The sequence below is a fragment of the Pseudoalteromonas sp. BMB genome, from assembly GCF_001709235.1.
Taxonomy (GTDB): Bacteria; Pseudomonadota; Gammaproteobacteria; order Enterobacterales; family Alteromonadaceae; genus Pseudoalteromonas; species Pseudoalteromonas maricaloris.
Window position 1 is genome coordinate 1 of sequence record NZ_MBQA01000156.1, and the last position, 18,954, is coordinate 18,954.

The following is an 18,954-nucleotide window of genomic DNA, read 5'->3' on the forward strand; positions in this document are numbered from 1 at the left end:
TTGGAACGGTGATTTTAGGACGGAGTTACTCTTTGGTTAATCTATAAGCAAAGTGGAATCCCACCCTGGCAATTATCCCTTTACGAAAGATATCTGTAATTTTTATTTTCACCGAACTTCAAACCTAATTGGCACATAACATTTTAGTATTTATGCGACACGCAGTTTGTGTTGCATAATCGCTTGTTGGATTGAGCCGCAACCGGCTCGGCGACAGAGTTGGTGTTGTTTATACTATGGCTTACTTAGAAAAAACAGGCTTTTTGGAGGCTCTCACTTTCCTAGCTAGTATTATGTAAGCTTTCCCTGCATTGCTCAGCGCTTGTTAGGTGTTCATTACGCCTAAACTTGCCCTAATAAGTAATTATATTTTTTACGCGTACAAAGGCCGCTAGCCTGAGCAATTAAGCAGGTTAACTACTTGATTTTAAGAAGCTATCTAGCTGCCAACTCGTTCGGTTTACTTTGGTCGTTGTTGCTTCTACTTGAATACGCATAAACCCTTAATATCCCTTGGTAATCACACTACTACAGCTAAATAGAATAGACTCAATCGGCTACTTGGTTGAGCCTATTCTTCCCTTAAGGTATTTCCAGTTAGCGCGAGCGTAATGTTTTGCGCCTAATTGCAACCACGACGCTACTCAATAGAATAAACAAGTAGCCGAACGCACCGCCTGAACTGCCTTTATCTTCCTTATCGGTCGTCGTTGGCGTTGCGTTCGCTTTGTACTGTGCTTTTACAACCAGCTCACTGGTGACTTGGTCAAAAGCTAGATCCCAGCCGGTAAATGTATGACCATTTCGTTTTGGCTCAGTGGGCGGCGTTGCGGCTTGTCCATGAGCAACTTCTGCTGTTTTGATGACGGTGTCATTCCAATCCACAAACTTCACTTGATACTTGTTAATCTCAAATTGTGCCGTAATGGTAAGATCTTGATTGACATTATTAAAGTCGGTATTCCAGCCAGTAAATGTATAACCTTCCCGGGGCGGAACTTGAGGAGCCGTTGCTGCACTATTTTCTTCAATAGTTTGAGTAGAAAGCACGCTTCCATCCCAGTTCTTAAACACGACACTAAATTGCTGTGGTTCATAGCTTGTTACCTGAAATGCGACTTTGTTGTCTGTGTAGTCTAATTCAGGGGCTTCTGATGAAAAGCGAACAGAGGGTGTAAACACGCCGGCTTCGCTTGGCGTTACAGTAAATGAAACTTGAACAGATTTAATATCAGACGCGCCAGAAAAACTACATAAGTGACTGTTACTCAGGTTGATGCAGTCAACTGTATATCCTTGATCTATAGAATGGAAATCCAATTTGACTGCGGCGTCAGCATCGGGGTAGAGATCAAATAGGCGCGGTAAACTGGACAATGTGTTTTCAGTTATTTCCAGCGTAACTCGATTGCTGGCTCCCGTTTTTACCTGTTTTGCTCCCGTTATATCTTTCACTGAGATTTTACTGATCTGTTCTTCATCAACAAAGATATAAGGCGTGGCACCTAACGTTGTTAATTCTCGTGCTTTTGCACCTTGGCTATAAATGCCAGCAGAATCTATTTGAATGTTGGCATCTAACTGCCAAACACCTTGACCTTTTTGCAAGTCATCTGTGCTGAAATTTAGGCTTGCAGTGCCAACAAACGTGTTCTGAACACTGCCTTGTTGCCACTGTTCTATGGTAAATAGTTTATCTTTTGCCTCGGAGCCTTCCGGTGCCCTGAGAGAGTAGTAGCCTTTAGCCATGCCAGATATATCTGACGCCGTGACGGTTAAGGTAACGTTTTGCTCACCATTCGTTGAGGTCAATTGATGTGACGAAAAAGCGATATTGTCGATGCTTGGTGGCATAATATCTAGTTCAGTTTGATTTTTAACCGTAATAACAGACGGTAGACCGAGTTGATTAAAGTGACCTCGATTGTAAACCCCCATATTCCCATTGCTATCAGTTAGCATCGCTGAGGCAACAAACCATTCACCTGGTAACGCTTTATCAGTAAAGGTAAAAGAGTAATTCGAACGATACACCCCTTCGACGTCCGTTTCTTGCCAATCAGATGACTCAACCTGTTTTATCGCAAGTGATTTATATTGGCTAGGTGGTGAAACCCTTATTACACCTTTAGACATCGTTGAGTGGTCATAAGCTTCTATGGCTATATTTACCGTTTTATCACCTGTATTTACATCAACTTCAGTGTCAGAAATCGTAATAGATTTTATTTCAGGGTTAACGCCCTCTGAGACTTTATCATTCGCGACGATGATATGTGGGTTAAAGCCTGCAGCTTCAATTTCACTCTCGCGCAGCCAAAAGCGAACAGCGTTGTTTACATCAAGTATATGGCCTAGGGTTAAAAACCATTTACCATTTAGGTCGGCATCAGTGAAAGTGAAACTAACCGTACTTTCGTAAACTCCCGGCTCGTCCGTTTTTTGCCAATTAACAGCGGCTGCAGATTTATTGCCACCCCAACTGAAGCCTGTTGGTGGTGATAAATAAACGCGTGCGGCTTTTACACCGCTTTCATCATAAAACCTTAATGTAATATCAACGGTTTTGTCACCGTTGTTGACATTAACTGAGTTGGAACTCAACTGGATTGATCTTAACTCTGGCGGGTTTCGTTCAGTTTCAGTTGTCGTTTTTTGTTCTTGGTAGCAGTGGGTATTGAGTACATCCAACATAGCTTCGGCGGGCAATAAATTGTCACTTGCGCCATTGGCTGCATTTGCCATCAATAATTCAATTTTTGTGTCACAGTTTATTTTTGGGTTAGTGATGGTATCTAAACTAAGCGGTTGGCTTGCTTGTACATTCATTGCTGCTAGCCCAGAGACTAGCGTTGCCAGTGTGGTTTTCTTAAAGAGATTAAAACTCATTTGTTAGTCCTTTAAAGTGATTATGTGTAGCACGATATTAGCGAAATATTCGATAAGTACCGTTTAGCACTACAAAATTGAGTAAACATCCTAAATTACCATGTAGTGCTATATCTTTAGAGGACTTTTTGTACTTGAATTGTGAACAAATGTGTAAGCCAGTTTTCCCTACTCTGTTGAGTTAAGGTGATTTTTTAGATGTTCGATAAAAAGCTGGGTTTTATAGGGGGTGTAGTTTGTCTTGGGATAATACGCCCATAATTGTTTTGTTTCGGATTTTACTTCAGGCAATACTGGTATAAGTAAACCTTGGTCGAGTTCTCTTTTCACATAGCTAGGTGCAATAAATACCAGTCCCAAACCTTGTACTGCAGCTGTCAGCATAGCGTCAAGTTGATCAGAGACAAAGTTATAGTTGTCAAACTGGAAGACATCGCCATTTTCTAAAATAATCCCGCCTAGTTTGTGGTAATAACTGCTTAACAACATTTTATGTTGGCGCAGATCATCAAGGGACTTGATAGGCTCATGTTGTTTGAGATAGTGAGGAGCACCAAAGATCTGCATTTGATAATCAATGAGTCGACTGCCTTTATGAGAGGCTGAGTCAAAAGCTTCATAGTAGCGTGTGATCACTAAATCGTGAGTAAGATCTGGGTGCGCGCCAGGGGCGATGACATTAAGATGAATTTTTAATTTGGGATATTTGGCTAAAAATGAGGCGATATTTGGCATTAAAATGGTGCTGCCTACCGCGAGTGTTGAAGCGATTTTTAAGCTACCAGATGGCGCTTGATTCAGTGCTTGTCCGTGATCAGTTAAACATTCAAACTGCGCTAGCCATAGAGAAGCCTTCGGTAAAAAGTGCTCCCCAGCCTCAGTGAGATTGACTTGGCGAGTAGTACGAATAAATAGTGTTAAGCCAAGCTGTTGTTCTAACCAGTCAATTCGCTTGCTCATTGCAGATGCTGAAACACCTTCTTCATCTGCGGCACGAGTAAAACTGCCAAACTCTACAACTTTGCTAAAACTCCGCACTCCGGTTAGCCAATCCATTAATTATTTCCTAGCAAGAATAAGTGTTTTTATTATTACCTTGTTTTTTGGATATTAAAAGCTCGATAAAATCATCCTCAGTAAATTCAAGGGGGTTGACGTGTTTCAAGTTGTGTTTTTAGCTGTTTTGCTGATGTCTTGCTCTCAAATCGCAAGCCAAATCTATATCCCTGTTTTACCTAATATCACGGATTCCTTACAGCTTACGCCTAGTCAAGGACAAGCAGCAGTAATTAGCTATTTCACTACACTAGGAGCTGCGCAACTGCTGGTTGGGCCGCTACGAGATAAGTTTGGTGATAGACCTTTATTTTTTAGTGGGCTGGGTATTTTGCTGTTAGGGACGGTTTTTTGTTCGATTGCATCTAGCGCCGAGGTATTTTTTATCGGTCGAGTGTTGCAAGGCATTGGTGCTGCGTCGCCGGTGTTAATTGGTAGAACGCTTCTTGCTGCTAGATTATCAGGTAGTGAACTTAAAAGCGCGATGGCGACGCTATCAATGTCGGTGAGTGTTACTGCGATTTGTAGTCCATTCTTGGCTGGGGTGTTATCTGGCTGGGTAGGGTGGCAGGGGATGTCATGGTTTGCGTTTGCTTATTATATTTTGATACTGGTTTATGGCTATAAAACTATGCAGCAGAGCAGTAAAATTACTATGTCGCTGAGGCCAAAAGCGCTCTTTAATGAATATCAAAGTCTATTGTTAAACCGCTCGTTTATTTCCCTCGCGTCGCTCAAGTGGTTGCCTACTTTTTTGTATCTTACCATTCAACTGTATCTGCCATTTTTATTGGCAAGGCAGTTTGGCTTGGAAGCCAATGCAATAGGTCAGGCGATGATGATCCCCATGTTTGGTTTACTCATAGGGTCAATATTAACTAAGGTATTGCAGCGTAAGCGCGCTTATTTAGATATCGTGATTTGGACTTGGCCGGCGCTCGTTGTCAGCGTGTTATTGCTGCTATTTGCAAGTGGTAGTGCGCTTGCTGTTTTGCTTGCTTATGCTGCGATTATGTTTGTATTTGGCGCTTATTTTCCAAGTTACATGCATCTTATTGGCGTTTTACATCCAGAGAAAGCAGGAACAGCAAATGCGCTAGTCGGCGCGGTTGAGTTGTTATTTTTTTCTTTCGTGGCATGGTTGGTCAACAGATGGCTACTGAGTGGCCTTGAGTCACTCGCGGCACTCGTTTTTGGTTGTGCGCTGTTACTGTTTATAACCTGGCGGCATTTACGCACTGTATTTATGCCGATTTGTAAAGAGTAATAGAGTGCGGGGTTTCTGCTACATAGCGTTTATCTATGAGACTGGTGGCTATGTATGTGATCTTAGGGTAGGGAAAAATAACAATGCAGTTCGAAACAGAACGTTTATCCATAAGGCGAATGACAATGGACGACTTAGCTGCGGTTTACAGCCATCGGAAAAACCCAAATACGTCAAAATATATCGGTGCGCCAGCCACACTCGAGTCGGCAAAAGAGAGGCTAATTCAAGCTTGTCAGCCCTGGAAAGGTGCGGTCGATGAGCGTTTGATCCTTGCGATCGTTAAAAAGCCACAGGCTCAACTTATTGGTGAACTCGTTTTTAAATATGTCGACGAAGAGAAAAAGGTTGGTGAAATTGGATTTCGATTAGCGGAGGATGAAATTGGTTGCGGCTACGGTTATGAGGCTGCAGCAGCGCTGATAAAGGAGGCTTTTCAAAGTCTCTCTGTAGATACAATTCAGGCCATATGCGCCGTTGAGAATCTGCAGTCGCAGCGGTTGATACTCAAGTTAGGGATGAGACGCAAAACTCGTTTAAAAGCCTTTTTGGATATAGGCGGTGAAAAGCATGATGTCTATATCTATCAATTAAATAACCTGAGTTGCTAGATAAGGAAATAATTTAAGGTGATTTTAAAACAATGAGTTAGCTCTAAACTTCCAGTTAAATAGAAATTAACTTGAGTTTATGAAGCTTGACCTATAAAAGGGAACTAATTACAGTGCTTGATTTTAAAGGATTAAATGTGACATGAAAAGAATAACCGTTCTGGCGTTGCTACTACTCTCTGGATGTCAAACTAGTAACACTTCTGTGCCGTTAACAGCTGAAGAGCTAAAACATATTCGCTATGTAGATATGCGACATTTACCCATCAAAACTCAAGCGGATGGTTATTGGATTCAAAAACGCCGGATAGAACCCATATATCCAATAGAGGCGGCCAAAGGTGGGATATCGGGATGTGTTTCTTTGACGTTAGGTATAACCCCTGATGGGAGAGTGGGAAGCTATAAAATTACCAGCAGTTATCCCGAGGGCGTTTTTGATATCAGCGCACTTCAGGCTGTAAGAAAGTGGCGTTGGAACCCCGATGATAATAACCCTGCGCGTCAGGCTATATTAATCGATGCGAAGCTTGATTATTTTGTAATTCAAGGGCAAAAAAATTTGGATGAAGCAAAGCGAAACTGTGAATTCACCTCCATTCCGGGGCGTTAAGTGTAGCAGTTTTACTGCATAGCGCGCGAACGTATCCGCGCTTTTATGATTTGAGGCAATTAAAATGGAATTTGAACTTTTAGCGCAGCACAAAGCGCTGATACCAATTATTGCTAAGTGGTATTTTGACGAGTGGGGGAGCATTGTTGAAGAGGCTTCTGTAGAGCGTTTTGAGCAAAAGCTTTTAGATTATCTTAACGAGTCCGCCATTCCTTGTGTAATCGTTGCGCTTGATGGCGATACAGTCGCAGGAGTCGTGCAGCTTAAATTTCATGAAATGAGCATCTACACAGATAAAGAACACTGGATTGGTGGTGTCTATGTGGACAAGCCTTATCGTGGAAATAAACTAGCGTCACGCTTAGTCAAAGAAGCGGAGCGATTAGCCATTAAATTCGGTGTTAAAACGTTATATTTACAAACGGAACACCCAAAAGGTGGACTTTATCGGAAACTTGGCTGGCAACCGCTCGAAAACGTCAATTACCGAGGCGTTGATGTCGTGGTGATGAGTAAAGCTTTGCTTTAGTTGTATACTCTTCCAAACCGAACCTGACGCAACTATGGGATCCTCCTTCCAATGGCAGACCAAGCTATTTCACTTTCTAAATATAATCAAGATTGGCCACGGATGTTCCAAGATGAAAAGCTAAGGTTAGCGCCTTTGCTATGCCCTTGGATTGAAGGTGGTATTGAGCATGTGGGTAGTACAGCTGTGGTTGGTATGGTTGCTAAGCCTGTGATAGATATTATGGTGGGTGTTAAGTCACTAGTGGCGTCAAAAGAAGCCATCCAAGTGCTCACTCAACACGGTTATTGTTATTACCCCTATAAAGCTGACGTAATGCACTGGTTTTGCAAACCAACGCCTGAGTTTAGAACCCATCACTTACATCCTGTTCCTTTCAACAGCCTACTTTGGCAAGAGCGTATTTCTTTTAGGGATAAATTAAGAGCATCATCAGATTTAAGAGCTGAGTACTGTGTGTTAAAGCAGAGGTTAGCACAAGAATACAAAGATGACCGCGAGCAATATACTCAACAAAAGTGGCCGTTTATTAGCCGGGTATTAGCTTAACGATGATTGAAATTCACCCCGTGTTACTTTACCAAGCGTGAGTAAACTGATAGCTTCAAAGTACCAGTCTCTTGAATGAGTTATTTAAGTCGATTGGCAAATCAAAAAATCATTGATAAGGAATATAAAAATGAAAATTAAGCTCAAGAAAAGTAAGCTTGTAGAACTTTCGGTAAATAGTAAGACACTTAATAACAAATATACACCGATGATTGCCGGTGGTGATACAACAATCCAGCCCCCATTGATCACTAACGCACAAGAATGCCCTATACGCACGCAGACCTGCACAAAAATAGGTTTATGCTAATTATTCTTAAAAGAAAGGGAAGCTAATTGCTTCCCTTTACCATGGTTATTACTTTAATTCGCTTTTGTCGCTTTATATTTGATAGTTACATTGTAGTAAGGGAATAAGCCGCGCAGGCGGAAATTCCATTTACCTTCCGCAGGCTCGTCAAATACACAGCTTTCTTCACTCCCCCAAAGGTATGGACGACAGTCGTACTTGAAGAAGTTTGGCATTTTCTTATGGCGCACATATAAGTCTGCTTCGCCTTGACCTGTGATTGATACTTCTAGTTTATCAAAGCCCGCTGGTAGCTCGATTGAGCGATGTTGCCACCAGAACCAACCTGCAAGGCCTGTAAACTCGCCTTCAATAATTGTCGGCTCTTTAGCAAGGTTAAGGTCGATAACTACTGGGTCATGATCCGATGCGCGATAAGCGTGCGCCGCATAAAGACTCGCTTTGTGAGTATCTGACTTGTACTCAGTGTTGTAATCTAGCGCAACGGGTTCGTCAGCATTGATATGCCAATCCGTTACTGACTTTACTTTTTCCATCATCGTGTTTGAAGCAAAGGCGTGATCTAGGCTACCGATACGTCCTTGATACACGTATGAATAATCTAAGCTATTGCCATGAAGCGTTTGCTTGATGTTGGCATAACCATTCTCGACATAGGTGTTGATTGGATCTTCCTGAGCGTACGCGTTCATGTCACCTAGAATAATCACATCATCTTCTGCAACTCCTGTCGGATTTGTGCCAAGCCAAGTTGCTAGGGTATTAACCGCTGTGACTCGAGTTTGGTTCCAACAACCCTGACCATCATTTTGGTCTTGATCTAAGCCCTCAGCTTTTGAACAACTGCCTTTAGAGCGTAAATGGGCCATTACCACAGTGAAGATTTCTTCACCGTTTGCCTCTTTGAAAGTTTGTACGATAGGAGGACGGTTACCGTAATCAAATGGTACTGCTTCGGTAAATGCTGGCGTGCCTACTTCAGCTACCTTGTTACTACGATAGATGATACCGGATGTAATTGCATCCCCACCCACTTGGTCAACATTAAGGTTTACAAATGCGTAAGTGTTAGCAGAGTCTGTCGCGTTCAAAGCGTTAACGAGATCGGCAATCGCACTAAACTCACCAAAGCCGTCATTTTCTACTTCAAGTAGACCAATAATATCGGCATCGAGCGCCGAAATTGCAGCAACCGTTTTTGCTTTTTGGCGTTCAAATTCTTCTAGATTGTCAGCACCACGTGACGTTGGGAAGCCTGCACCTTGACCGTCACCATTGAAGTAGTTTAATACGTTGAAACTAGCAATACGTAAATCTCCACGCACTTCTACCTGAGGTGCTTCTGTACGTAGATTAGTATGAACAAAGTTTGGTGTTGTTGTTGGGTGAATACGGTATTGGCTATAACCATATCCCATTACACCCTCAAGGCCTGTCACAGAATCGCCCAGTCGTAAAGTGTTATAGGCATCTAGTGTGGGTGATGGGTAAGGAATAACGTCAGGGTTTTGTACTGATGAACCATCATCGAGTAAAATTTCTTTGCGCTTGTTCTCAGCTTCTAGCTGGTTTGCTGCATCACCAGGAGTAGCTACTTGAGTGCTTTGGTATAAACGTTCAGTACCTAAGCGTACTTCGCCGTAGCGCGCAAGTCCGTATGTATCGTTAACGACCAACTCATTTGAAATCGAAACCAACATGCCTTCGTAGGCTTCAAGACCATTCTCTGCAGGTAAAGTAACGCTAGTCGCTGAAGCCGTAGCAGAACCACATAACTCAATTGCGTCGACGTTAATAAGTTGAGTTTGACCATACTTCTCTTCAACTTTACCACGTAATTTAACCACATCTCCTGTACTTACTGGTGTTGCAGTATATACGACAAAAATACCTTCGGAAGTATTACTATCAGCATCATAGTCAGTGCTTTCTTCTTGAATGAAGAAGCCACCAAGCCCTGCATCTGATTGCATGCTTGCAGTGACAACAGCTTGAACTTCAACCGTTTCTCCAGCTAATGGACTTGCATCGCCTGCGCCCTGAATGGCACTGATCAAGGTATTATTTTCGCCACAGATAACAGGCTCTGGCTCAGGTACGTCACCGCCATTAATGTGGATACCTAGGTTGCTAAAATCGTCTTTAGCAAGTGCAAGCCATTGTCCAGCGCCAACAAATGCAGAAGTTGCATCGGTGCGGCCAGTGGTTATTGCAGGATCTCTGACAAGCGTTTTATCTTTTGTTCTAATATCGCCATCAATCCATTCACTACCTGGGTCGACACCAACCTGACCTAGGCTATCAACAACTGCACCATTGAGCGTAAGCGTAACGGCGTCATCACCATTAAACCAGCTACTTGTGTTTGTTAACTGTGCCTTTGCGATGATCTCTGCTGCGGAGTCAGCATGAGCAATAACATAAGTTGATTTAGCCGCAAGTTCACCACTTAGTTCTATATTCGTGCGAGCTTCTGTTGCGCCATTAAAGAAAAAATTGACTGAGTAACCAGTTAGATCGACAGCTTCGTCACTACCATTGTAGAGCTCAATGGCTTTGTTATAACTGCTACCTTCAACATACTCAGAGATAATCACCTCTGCTTGTGCATTTAGGCAAGCTAATGCAATAGCTGAAGCTAGGATAGATTTTTTAATCATTTTTTATTTTCCCGTGTATTAGAATTATCCGAATTTTTATTCGGACGCAGTATTTTAAGCGCTATTGATGACAATTCAATTAAACTTCACTGTTTGTTTACATTGGTTTACACTAAATTGTGTGTTGAAGGACAAAAGTCGTTGAATTTTATGCCATATTCAAACGTTGCCTGTGAGCAATTATGTGTATATTTCGAGATGCAACGGTTGCGCTATACTCAATTAGGATCGGAGCAAGTATTTGTAGCAAAGTTGCCAGTCAACTTAGTTTGAAAGTGAAGGCGGGAGTGCGTAAACATGGCGATAAAGAGTGTAAAACAGTCATGCCTTCTGTTTATTGCCCTGTCATGCACATCATCGGCAAATGATGCCATAGTGGGAGCACATAATGTTTGGCCTCCCTACGTCATTAACGAACATTCCGGTTTTACTGTTGATTTAGTTCGCGCGGCATTTAAGGCCGAGAATCAAGATTTTGAAATGCTCATTATGCCATTCAGTCGTGCCATGCGAATGGTTGAAAAAGGGCAGGTCGATATGATCCCCGCTTTATGGCGTTCTGAAAGTCGCGATGAACGCTTTATTTTTAGCAATGCTTATTACAGTAATAGGCTGGTACTTATTTCACGTACAGAGCCAACCATTCATTTTAAAGAGTTGGACGATCTTAAAGGACTAAGTGTATGTGCTATTCGGGGCTTTCGTTCTGAAATTGCACTCGCTCAGATCCCACAAATTCGCCTAGAAAAGCTCACAAACCTGACTTCCTGTTTGTCGCTTCTCAATAAAGCGCGAGTAGATGCTGTAGTTAGCGACGAGCTTGCTTTTGTGTATTTACAATCTCAACACGCTGAATTTCACAGCTTCAAAGTACATCAACCGACCATAGCACAATGGCCGCTTCATATTGGCGTTAGCAAATCTCATCCGAATGCAATAGAAATTATTGAATTGTTCAATAAGGGTTTGATACAACTTAAGACGAATGGTATTTATCAGGCAACACTTAAAAAGTATCATTTAGATGAGTGAATAAACTAGTATACTCGCTTCTGTTAGCACAGTGTTTTATTGCAAAAAGAAGGGGTGATGAAGCTTAACTTCATCACCCCTTATCGTGAGGTTGTTAACCTGTTAAGGTGGTTAACGCGTAGTAGCTTGCCAACGGCGAACTACAGCAAGTGCTAGACTGACCCAAATCAACCATAATGGCATACTACCGCCATCACTCTTGTTCGTGACGGTATCGGTAGGTGCTTTGTTGACAGTAATATTCACACTACCTTGAACACTCGCCTCACCATCTGTGATTGTGTAGGTAACGGTTTCACTGCCAACAAACCCAGAATTTGACTGATAGGTTATGCTGTAATCAGCATTAACTGCGACACTACCGTGCTGTGCCGTTGCCTCAGTTACTTGCAGCGTATCGCCATCACTGTCACTGTCGTTTGCTAGCACATTAATGGTAATTGGCTTTCCTGAGACAACCGTTGCAACATCGGAAACCGTTATGGGAGCTGTATTGGCAATTACAGTAATGATAACGCTCGCTCCCGCGGTTCCTCCATTACCATCAGTTATGGCGTAATTCAAAGTATCAACTCCGACATAGCCTGCGTTTGGTGTGTAGTACAGGGTATTATCTGAATTGATCTGTACTTCGCCAAAACTGGCTGACGCATTTGCTATGGTAAGCATATCTCCATCAGCATCAGTGTCATTCGCTAAGACGTCAATAGTAATATTGGTGTTCCACTTCATACTAATTGTATCGTCTAGGGCTACAGGCATCTGATTATTTGAAAGTAGTACACCCACACCTCCTGGATCTACGATACTGCCATTTGCTTCACCATCGTCATCATTGATACCACCATCTTCTATCTGAAGTTGCACACACCAATGACCTTCAGTCAGTCCTGACGACCAGTTTTCATCTCCTGGAGGAGGACAAATGCCAGGTTCACCTTCTGCACTAAAGACAAGGTTATTTGCGTCTTCCACAAAGTTCACCCAAAGGCCTGATGACGCTTTAAACTTACGGTAAACGGCATCTCTTGGGATTGGTAAGCGCTGTGGCATCACTAATTGATACACTTGACCTGCTTTAGGTAATCCATAAGCGATAAAGTCAAACAAGCCGCCAGTGATTTGTGCATCATCATCGCTGCCCAGTTGTGAGTTACCCTCGTCATCTGTCATAAGTAGGCCACCAGTTTCACCGCTCGCGGTAAACTCGCCTTTACGTAAACAGACTCCAGGGTTACCTTCAACTAAGAAGCCATCCTGTGTCACCACTTCTTGAGGCATAACATTACACTCGGTGATCGCATCTTGGAAATCAGGGATCCCGTCACCGTCGTCATCGGCATAACCTTCTTGGCTGTCAGGGATGAGATCGCCATCGGTATCTTCCGTATCAGATAATTGCTGCAATGATTGGGTCACTTGGATAAATACGCTATCACTATCTTGTGCACTACTTGAATCTGTTGCGGTGTGTGTCACCTTGTAAGTGCCTGGTTGTAGATCCTGAGGGTTAAAGCTCAGTTGCAGTGTATCTTCCGTATATTGGTCGGAAGTCATGCCCGTTACTTTCCATGTGCTCGCCACAGTATCACCAACATTTGGATCACTTACCGTTGCAACGACAGATACCGTTCCTTCATCTTGGCTAACGGTTAACCGGTTTTGGTCGTTCTGAGTGACAACTAGCGAGACTTCAGGCGCAATATTTTGTTCACTCACCGTAATAGTGGTTTCCCGTTTTGCACCAAGATTAACACCGCTATTCAAGCTGACAGTGATCGTCTCATCACCCTCAAACTCCCCATCTGCAACAGTTTGAATTGAAATATTGGCTTTTGTACCTGAGTTTATCGTTACTGAGCCACTATTCAAGTCATGATCCACACCAGATGTTGCGCTGCCCGTCACCGTGTAGTCGACGGTTACTGGATATTGTGGAGCAGGGCCATTTAGGAGCACTTGAATATCTATCCTAGTGCCTTCAGCAATCGTTTTATCTTTACTTAACGATACTAGCGGATTAACTCTCAACAGCTGTTGATCGGTTCCTAAATTACCGTTTGCATCTGTTGCTTGCCAGTAGACGTTATGTACACCCGGTGCAAAAATGGTTTTACCTTCTGTTAGCGTAACAGGTAAAGGCTCACCGCTGCTATTGAGTGCTGTCGCAGTACCCAAGTTCACTTTAGTGAATAGACCCGTAGCATTAACTTCTAGATCGGCAGGGGCGGTGACAACAGGAGGTTCACCATTGACTGCACCACTTATTTCTAACAGCGCACTCGCTTTAGCTCGACCACCATGACCATCACGAATAGCGTAATTCAGAGTGACAGAGCCTGCGAAGTTACTTGGAGCTGTATACTGTAGTGCATTGTCGACTACGCTTGCGCTGCCTAAACTTGCCTTGACGCCTTCAATAATGAGGGTATCTCCATCAACATCCGTATCATTGGCTAACACATTCAGGGTGAATGTATTATTGGCACTACCATCAAGCTGGAAGTTATCGTTATTTGCAATAGGTAAGTCATTTACAGCTGTGATAGTTAATGTAACGGTATAGCTATCACTTTGTAGCTCTCCATCGCTCACTGAATAGGTAAAGCTATCGTCACCATTGAAGTCAGCTCCTGGTTGATATACCCAGCCTGTACCACCACTGCTGGTTAATGACCCATTTGCTGGCTGACTACCAATTGTCAGCGTCAAGGTATCATCTTCGGCATCTTGTAACGTCGGCAGAATAGTTAAAGAGGTATCTTCCTTAACGCTTAGCGAAAGGTTTTCACCCGTTGGTGCTGTATTTTCAGCAACCACTTCAAGGTTAAATGCTGGTAGGTTCGCATTGTCAGTGCCATCACTGACACTGATTTGAATACCGCTAGTCGTACCAATATCTGTCTCTGATGGTGTACCAGATAGTTCGCCGGTTGATGCTGAGAATGATGCCCAGCTTGGCTTATTCGTGATCGTAAAGTTTAGCGTGTCCTCATCTTCATCTGTTGCAGCGGGTATAAAACTATAGTTTTCTCCCACAGTGACTTTCACGCCGGGTGTACCACTGATAGTTGGCAAGCGATTGATGTTGACCACACTTAGTGTGAAGCTAAGGTTTGCGCTTTCATTACCATCACTGACACTGATTGTGATGTTGTATTGCTCACCACCGTCATTAAAGGTAGGAGTACCAGTTAGTGTACCCGTTGTACTACTGAATGTTGACCAATCAGGTGCATTGGTAATGCTAAAAGTAAGATTATCATTATCCTCATCGGAAGCACTTGGGGTAAAGCTATAAACTACTCCTTCATTTACCGTAGAAGCAGGTGTTCCACTTATTGTGGGAGCTCGATTCACATCGTTTACGGTGATAGAAAATGTCAGGTTTTGAGTTGCACTACCATCACTTACCGTGATGACAATACCACTGTAAGTACCCGACTGATCGAAGTCTGGAATTCCCGTTAGTGCTCCAGTCGTCGAACTAAATGATACCCAACCTGGCTGATTAGTAATGGAAAAACTCAGGTTGTCATTATCAGGGTCGCTTGCTGTTGGTGTGAAATTATAAACACCACCTTCAAGTACCGAAGTAGACGGAGTACCACTGATAGATGGTGCCCGATTCACATTTACAACATTAATATTAAAGCTTAGCGTTTGTGTTGCGCTGCCATCGCTGGCCGTTATTACAATACCACTGTAGTCACCTGCATCAGTAAAACTTGGCGTGCCGCTCAGGGCTCCTGTGCTAGTGCTGAAAGTAGCCCAACTTGGTTTATTGGTAATACTGAAAGTAAGCGTATCTCCATCAGGATCAGAGGCGGTTGGAGTGAAGCTATAACTACTATTTTCATCCACGCTGGTCGCTGGTGTTCCACTAATACTTGGTGTGCGATTCACATTGACGACAGTAATATCAAAATTCAGGGTATCGCTGGCTGTACCATCACTCACTGTAATAACAATACCATTGTATGCACCAGCATCGGTATAACTAGGTGTTCCCGTTAAACTACCGGTTGAGGTGCTAAAGGTTGCCCAGCTTGGTTTATTAGTGATGCTAAATGTTAAGGTGTCGTTATCTTCGTCAGTCGCAGTAGGTGTAAAGCTATATGCAACATTTTCGTTAACGGTAGCCGCTGGGGTACCGCTAATAACAGGTGCTTTATTTAGCTCAACTACAAAACTAAAGGTTTGGTTGGTAATAGCGGTAACACCGTCTTCCAAACCATCCTCTAGTGAAAAGACAAAACTATCACTCGCATTTTGAGAGTTGTCGTGGGTATAAAAGAGATTACCGCTCTCAATATCAGCTTGTGTGAATGTGCCATTACTGCCGAGTGCTTCACCACTGTCTAAGCTGTCGTTACTGTTGGCATCTACAAAGAGGCTTCCGTGACTTGGCAAGGTAGTTACCGTATACGTTAAACCTGTACCGCTATCATCCACATCGCTTGCAGACAGAGCAGAATTCGTGATGTTTATCGTTGTGCCTACATCAAGCGTTAAACCTGTATTCGTTGCGACTACGGGGGCATCATTGACATTTGTAACCGTAATGGTGAAGCACTGCTCGCTGGTCTCAGTACCATCGGAAACAATTAAACAAATATAGTGATCGCCAACATCGTCGTTGGTCGGTGTACCTGTTAAGGTCGTTTCAGCAGGTGATATCTTTCGAATTCGATGGTTACCAGTATCTGCAACGTACACAACGTCATTACTGTCAACTGCAATGCCATAGGGTTGACTAAAGCGTGCCACACTTACTAGGCCGTCGGTATTTCCTGAAGCCCCTGCGCTTCCTGCATAGGTTGTTACCACTCCAGTACTGGTGATTTTACGAATGGTGTGTGCAGCTTGCTCGGTTACGTAAAGGTTATCTGCGCTATCTGTGGCCACATCATAAGGTTTATTAAAGCTTGCTTGCGTTCCTGTACCGTTTGTTGAACCTGCAGAGCCTGTGCCTGCAAAAGTGGTTACAACGCTTGCCGAAGTTATTTTACGAATAGCGTGATTGTTGCGGTCAGCAATAAATAGGTCGTTATTGCTATTACTGCCACCATTATAAGGGAAGTTGAATGTTGCAGATGTTCCCGTTGCGTCCGTAAATCCCGACGAATTTTTACTACCAGCAAAGGTGGTTACGACGCCTGCAGGTGTAATTTTACGAACAATATGAGGGTTTGTCTCTACGACATAAAGATTCCCGTTGCTGTCAATAGTAATCCCAGTTGGTGCTGCGAAGGTTGCAGCTGTACCCGTTCCATCATCGCTACCGTAGGTGCCGCTACCAGCAAAGGTCGTTACTACACCTGCTGGCGTAACTTTACGAATAGTATTGTTAGAAGAATCTGCAACGTAAACATTACCAGATGAATCTAGCGTAACGGCTTTGGGGAAGTTAAACGAAGCTGCGCTTCCTGTTCCGTCGTCAGAGCCTGCACTTCCAGAACCAGCTAGTGTCGTTACTACCCCTTCAGGGGTTATTTTACGGATAACATGGTTACCATAGTCAGCGACGTACACGTTACCGTTACTGTCGGTTACCAAGTCATACGGCGATTTAAACGAGGCGGCAGTGCCTGTACCATCTGCATAGCCGGAACTTTGACCTGCAAGGGTCGACACTGTTGCCTCTGTGCTTGTGTTTAAGCTTAACCAGCTAGGAAGCGGAGTACTAGCCGAGATGGAAACGGTGACTGCGTCTTTGTCTGGGTCGCTAGTTGTCACTGAATATTTGTACACTGAATCCTCAGTCGATGTAGTGACTGCTGTGGAAGTAAACGTTGGCTTATCGTTGACTGCCGTGACGTTTACGGTGCTGGTTGCGGCACTACCATCAACGGTACCATCATTCGGTGTGACCGTAAGCGTCATTGCCGTTGTGTTGTCTGTTGCTGTGGTTATGTTGAGTTTAGTCGTCACATCAAGGTAGGTATTAAGCGCAGTCGCTGACCCACTTAATGTCATACTCGCTGTGCCACTCCCCGCCACTGTGACGCTGCTCACTGTACCATTACCATCAGTGCTTGCGATGGTGCCGCTGTCCAGCGCTAAGGTGACTGTTAAGTTGTCATCTTCTCCATCAGCTAACGTTACTGCGGAGAGATCAACCGTTGTCGCGACATCTTCTGTCACAGTAAAACTCGTTGGTAAATTGCTAATTGTAGGAGCTGTGTTGGAGATATTAGCGTCTAGATAGGCTGACTCATGCCATGCAACACAGATAAAGTTGATAGCGTTATTACAGGGAATACTGCCGATTAACGCGTACCAGCTGCCATTTTGATTGACTATTCCTTTGACGCTACTTGAGGATGAAGTGCCTCCTGAGCAGTTGCTTGCGGTACTTAGAGTGCCATTGGATTCTGAAAAGCTCCAAAAGTATTTTACGTTTCCCGAATTTTCTAGTATGTCGGATGGGGTGCTGAACACATTACTATTAAGAGCGCTAAGTGTGCCGTTAACAAAGTCATCCCAGTTGGCGTCAGCAAGCTTAACGCCTCCGCTATTATAGACATTGACATTAGGCATACTGTAATTGGTGTCAAGACTGGCGATATCATCCGATGCAGTGAATGACATAACCGCGTGTGCCTTCACAGGTCCATTACTTACAGCGGTTGTTGCTGAACTATCAATTTTATTGTTTAAGCGGCTATGCTTGCGGATAAATTTACTTTTGCACATTGCATCAGCATTCGCTCTGGCTTCTGCTGCAGTTGCACCAAAGTTACCGTTACTCAATTCGCTTGTTTGGTCGGCGTAGTCAAATACCATGAGTTTATCTGAAGCAGGCAACGTTGTGCCATTACTAACATAGTAGGCCTCAAACACTTCAGGCTTAATACGGTTACTCGCCGGTAACAATGAGACAACACCATTGTAGCTGGCAAGGTCGCCTCCAGAGAGCGTAACATGGTAAATCGAGCTGTTACCTGAGTCGACGGTGACTTGTGTGACTGATGCGGTTGTTTTACTACCTGTGTCAACAGTTGTGTTGTTGTCGGCGTCTTGTTTATCTTCATCGCCTAGAATCGTAAAGTCACTGGCAGTTGGTGCAACGGTATGTGCATTAACAAACGTGACTTTAAAGACCAGTTCATCAGCATTTGTCACTTCATCTGATGGCGTGAGTCGTTCGACTTTCTTCCAATTTTCGAGTGCAAATGCGGATGAGGTTAAGGCGAAAAATATACTGCCAGCTATGCAGCTGTTAGAGACAATCTTACGAACACGGCTTAAAAGTGAGCGCTGTGTAATCATAGTGACCCCTGAGTGTTTCAGTTACTAGGTTGATAACATTAATAGAACTGCTTTGGATGCACCTTTGTGGGTTTTTTATACAAAGATGTCATTTGAGTGTAGTTGATGTTTTGAAACCTAGTATCGACAGTTATTAAAAACCGTCACCTAAAACAGGGACTTA

10 protein-coding genes are annotated in these 18,954 nt (G+C 43.4%); 6 read left to right on the forward strand and 4 right to left on the reverse strand.

Translation table 11 applies throughout. The annotated features are described in order from the left end of the window. Window positions 1–597: 597 nt before the first annotated feature. Together BB427_RS09265 and BB427_RS09270 are read right to left on the reverse strand one after the other, a co-directional pair. Complete coding sequence (locus BB427_RS09265; protein ID WP_069020470.1) at window positions 598–2,889, reverse strand: InlB B-repeat-containing protein; 2,292 nt, start codon at window positions 2,887–2,889, stop codon at window positions 598–600. A gap of 168 nt (window positions 2,890–3,057) precedes the next feature. Next, a complete protein-coding gene (locus tag BB427_RS09270; RefSeq protein ID WP_069020472.1) occupies window positions 3,058–3,945 on the reverse strand; it encodes a LysR family transcriptional regulator in 888 nt (295 codons plus the stop codon). A gap of 100 nt (window positions 3,946–4,045) precedes the next feature. Here BB427_RS09270 and BB427_RS09275 point away from each other — a divergent pair, with 100 nt between their 5' ends. From BB427_RS09275 to BB427_RS09295, 5 genes are all read left to right on the forward strand, one after another. Continuing rightward, window positions 4,046–5,212, forward strand: a complete 1,167-nt coding sequence (locus BB427_RS09275) for an MFS transporter (RefSeq protein WP_069020474.1) — start codon at window positions 4,046–4,048, stop codon at window positions 5,210–5,212. An 83-nt stretch (window positions 5,213–5,295) separates the two neighbouring features. Next, window positions 5,296–5,823 carry a GNAT family N-acetyltransferase gene (locus BB427_RS09280; protein WP_083229859.1) on the forward strand — a complete coding sequence of 176 codons (528 nt, stop codon included), beginning with the start codon at window positions 5,296–5,298 and terminating at the stop codon, window positions 5,821–5,823. Window positions 5,824–5,965: 142 nt separating this feature from the next. Next, the gene (locus tag BB427_RS09285) at window positions 5,966–6,436 is read left to right on the forward strand and encodes an energy transducer TonB (RefSeq protein ID WP_039491296.1); all 471 of its coding nucleotides are present in this window, start codon (window positions 5,966–5,968) and stop codon (window positions 6,434–6,436) included. Window positions 6,437–6,500: 64 nt separating this feature from the next. Then, the gene (locus BB427_RS09290) at window positions 6,501–6,965 is read left to right on the forward strand and encodes a GNAT family N-acetyltransferase (RefSeq protein WP_069020478.1); all 465 of its coding nucleotides are present in this window, start codon (window positions 6,501–6,503) and stop codon (window positions 6,963–6,965) included. A 51-nt stretch (window positions 6,966–7,016) separates the two neighbouring features. Next, on the forward strand, window positions 7,017–7,514 hold the full coding sequence (locus BB427_RS09295) for a GrpB family protein (RefSeq protein ID WP_083229860.1): 498 nt from the start codon (window positions 7,017–7,019) through the stop codon (window positions 7,512–7,514). Window positions 7,515–7,877: 363 nt separating this feature from the next. Here the strand turns inward: BB427_RS09295 and BB427_RS09305 are convergent, their stop codons facing one another. Continuing rightward, complete coding sequence (locus tag BB427_RS09305) at window positions 7,878–10,484, reverse strand: ExeM/NucH family extracellular endonuclease (protein WP_069020480.1); 2,607 nt, start codon at window positions 10,482–10,484, stop codon at window positions 7,878–7,880. A gap of 297 nt (window positions 10,485–10,781) precedes the next feature. On the opposite strand from BB427_RS09305, the gene BB427_RS09310 reads away from it, so the two are divergent. After that, window positions 10,782–11,516, forward strand: a complete 735-nt coding sequence (locus BB427_RS09310; RefSeq protein ID WP_254663614.1) for a substrate-binding periplasmic protein — start codon at window positions 10,782–10,784, stop codon at window positions 11,514–11,516. A 111-nt stretch (window positions 11,517–11,627) separates the two neighbouring features. On the opposite strand, the gene BB427_RS09315 is transcribed toward BB427_RS09310, so the two are convergent. After that, a complete protein-coding gene (locus BB427_RS09315; protein ID WP_069020482.1) occupies window positions 11,628–18,791 on the reverse strand; it encodes an Ig-like domain-containing protein in 7,164 nt (2,387 codons plus the stop codon). Window positions 18,792–18,954: the final 163 nt, after the last annotated feature.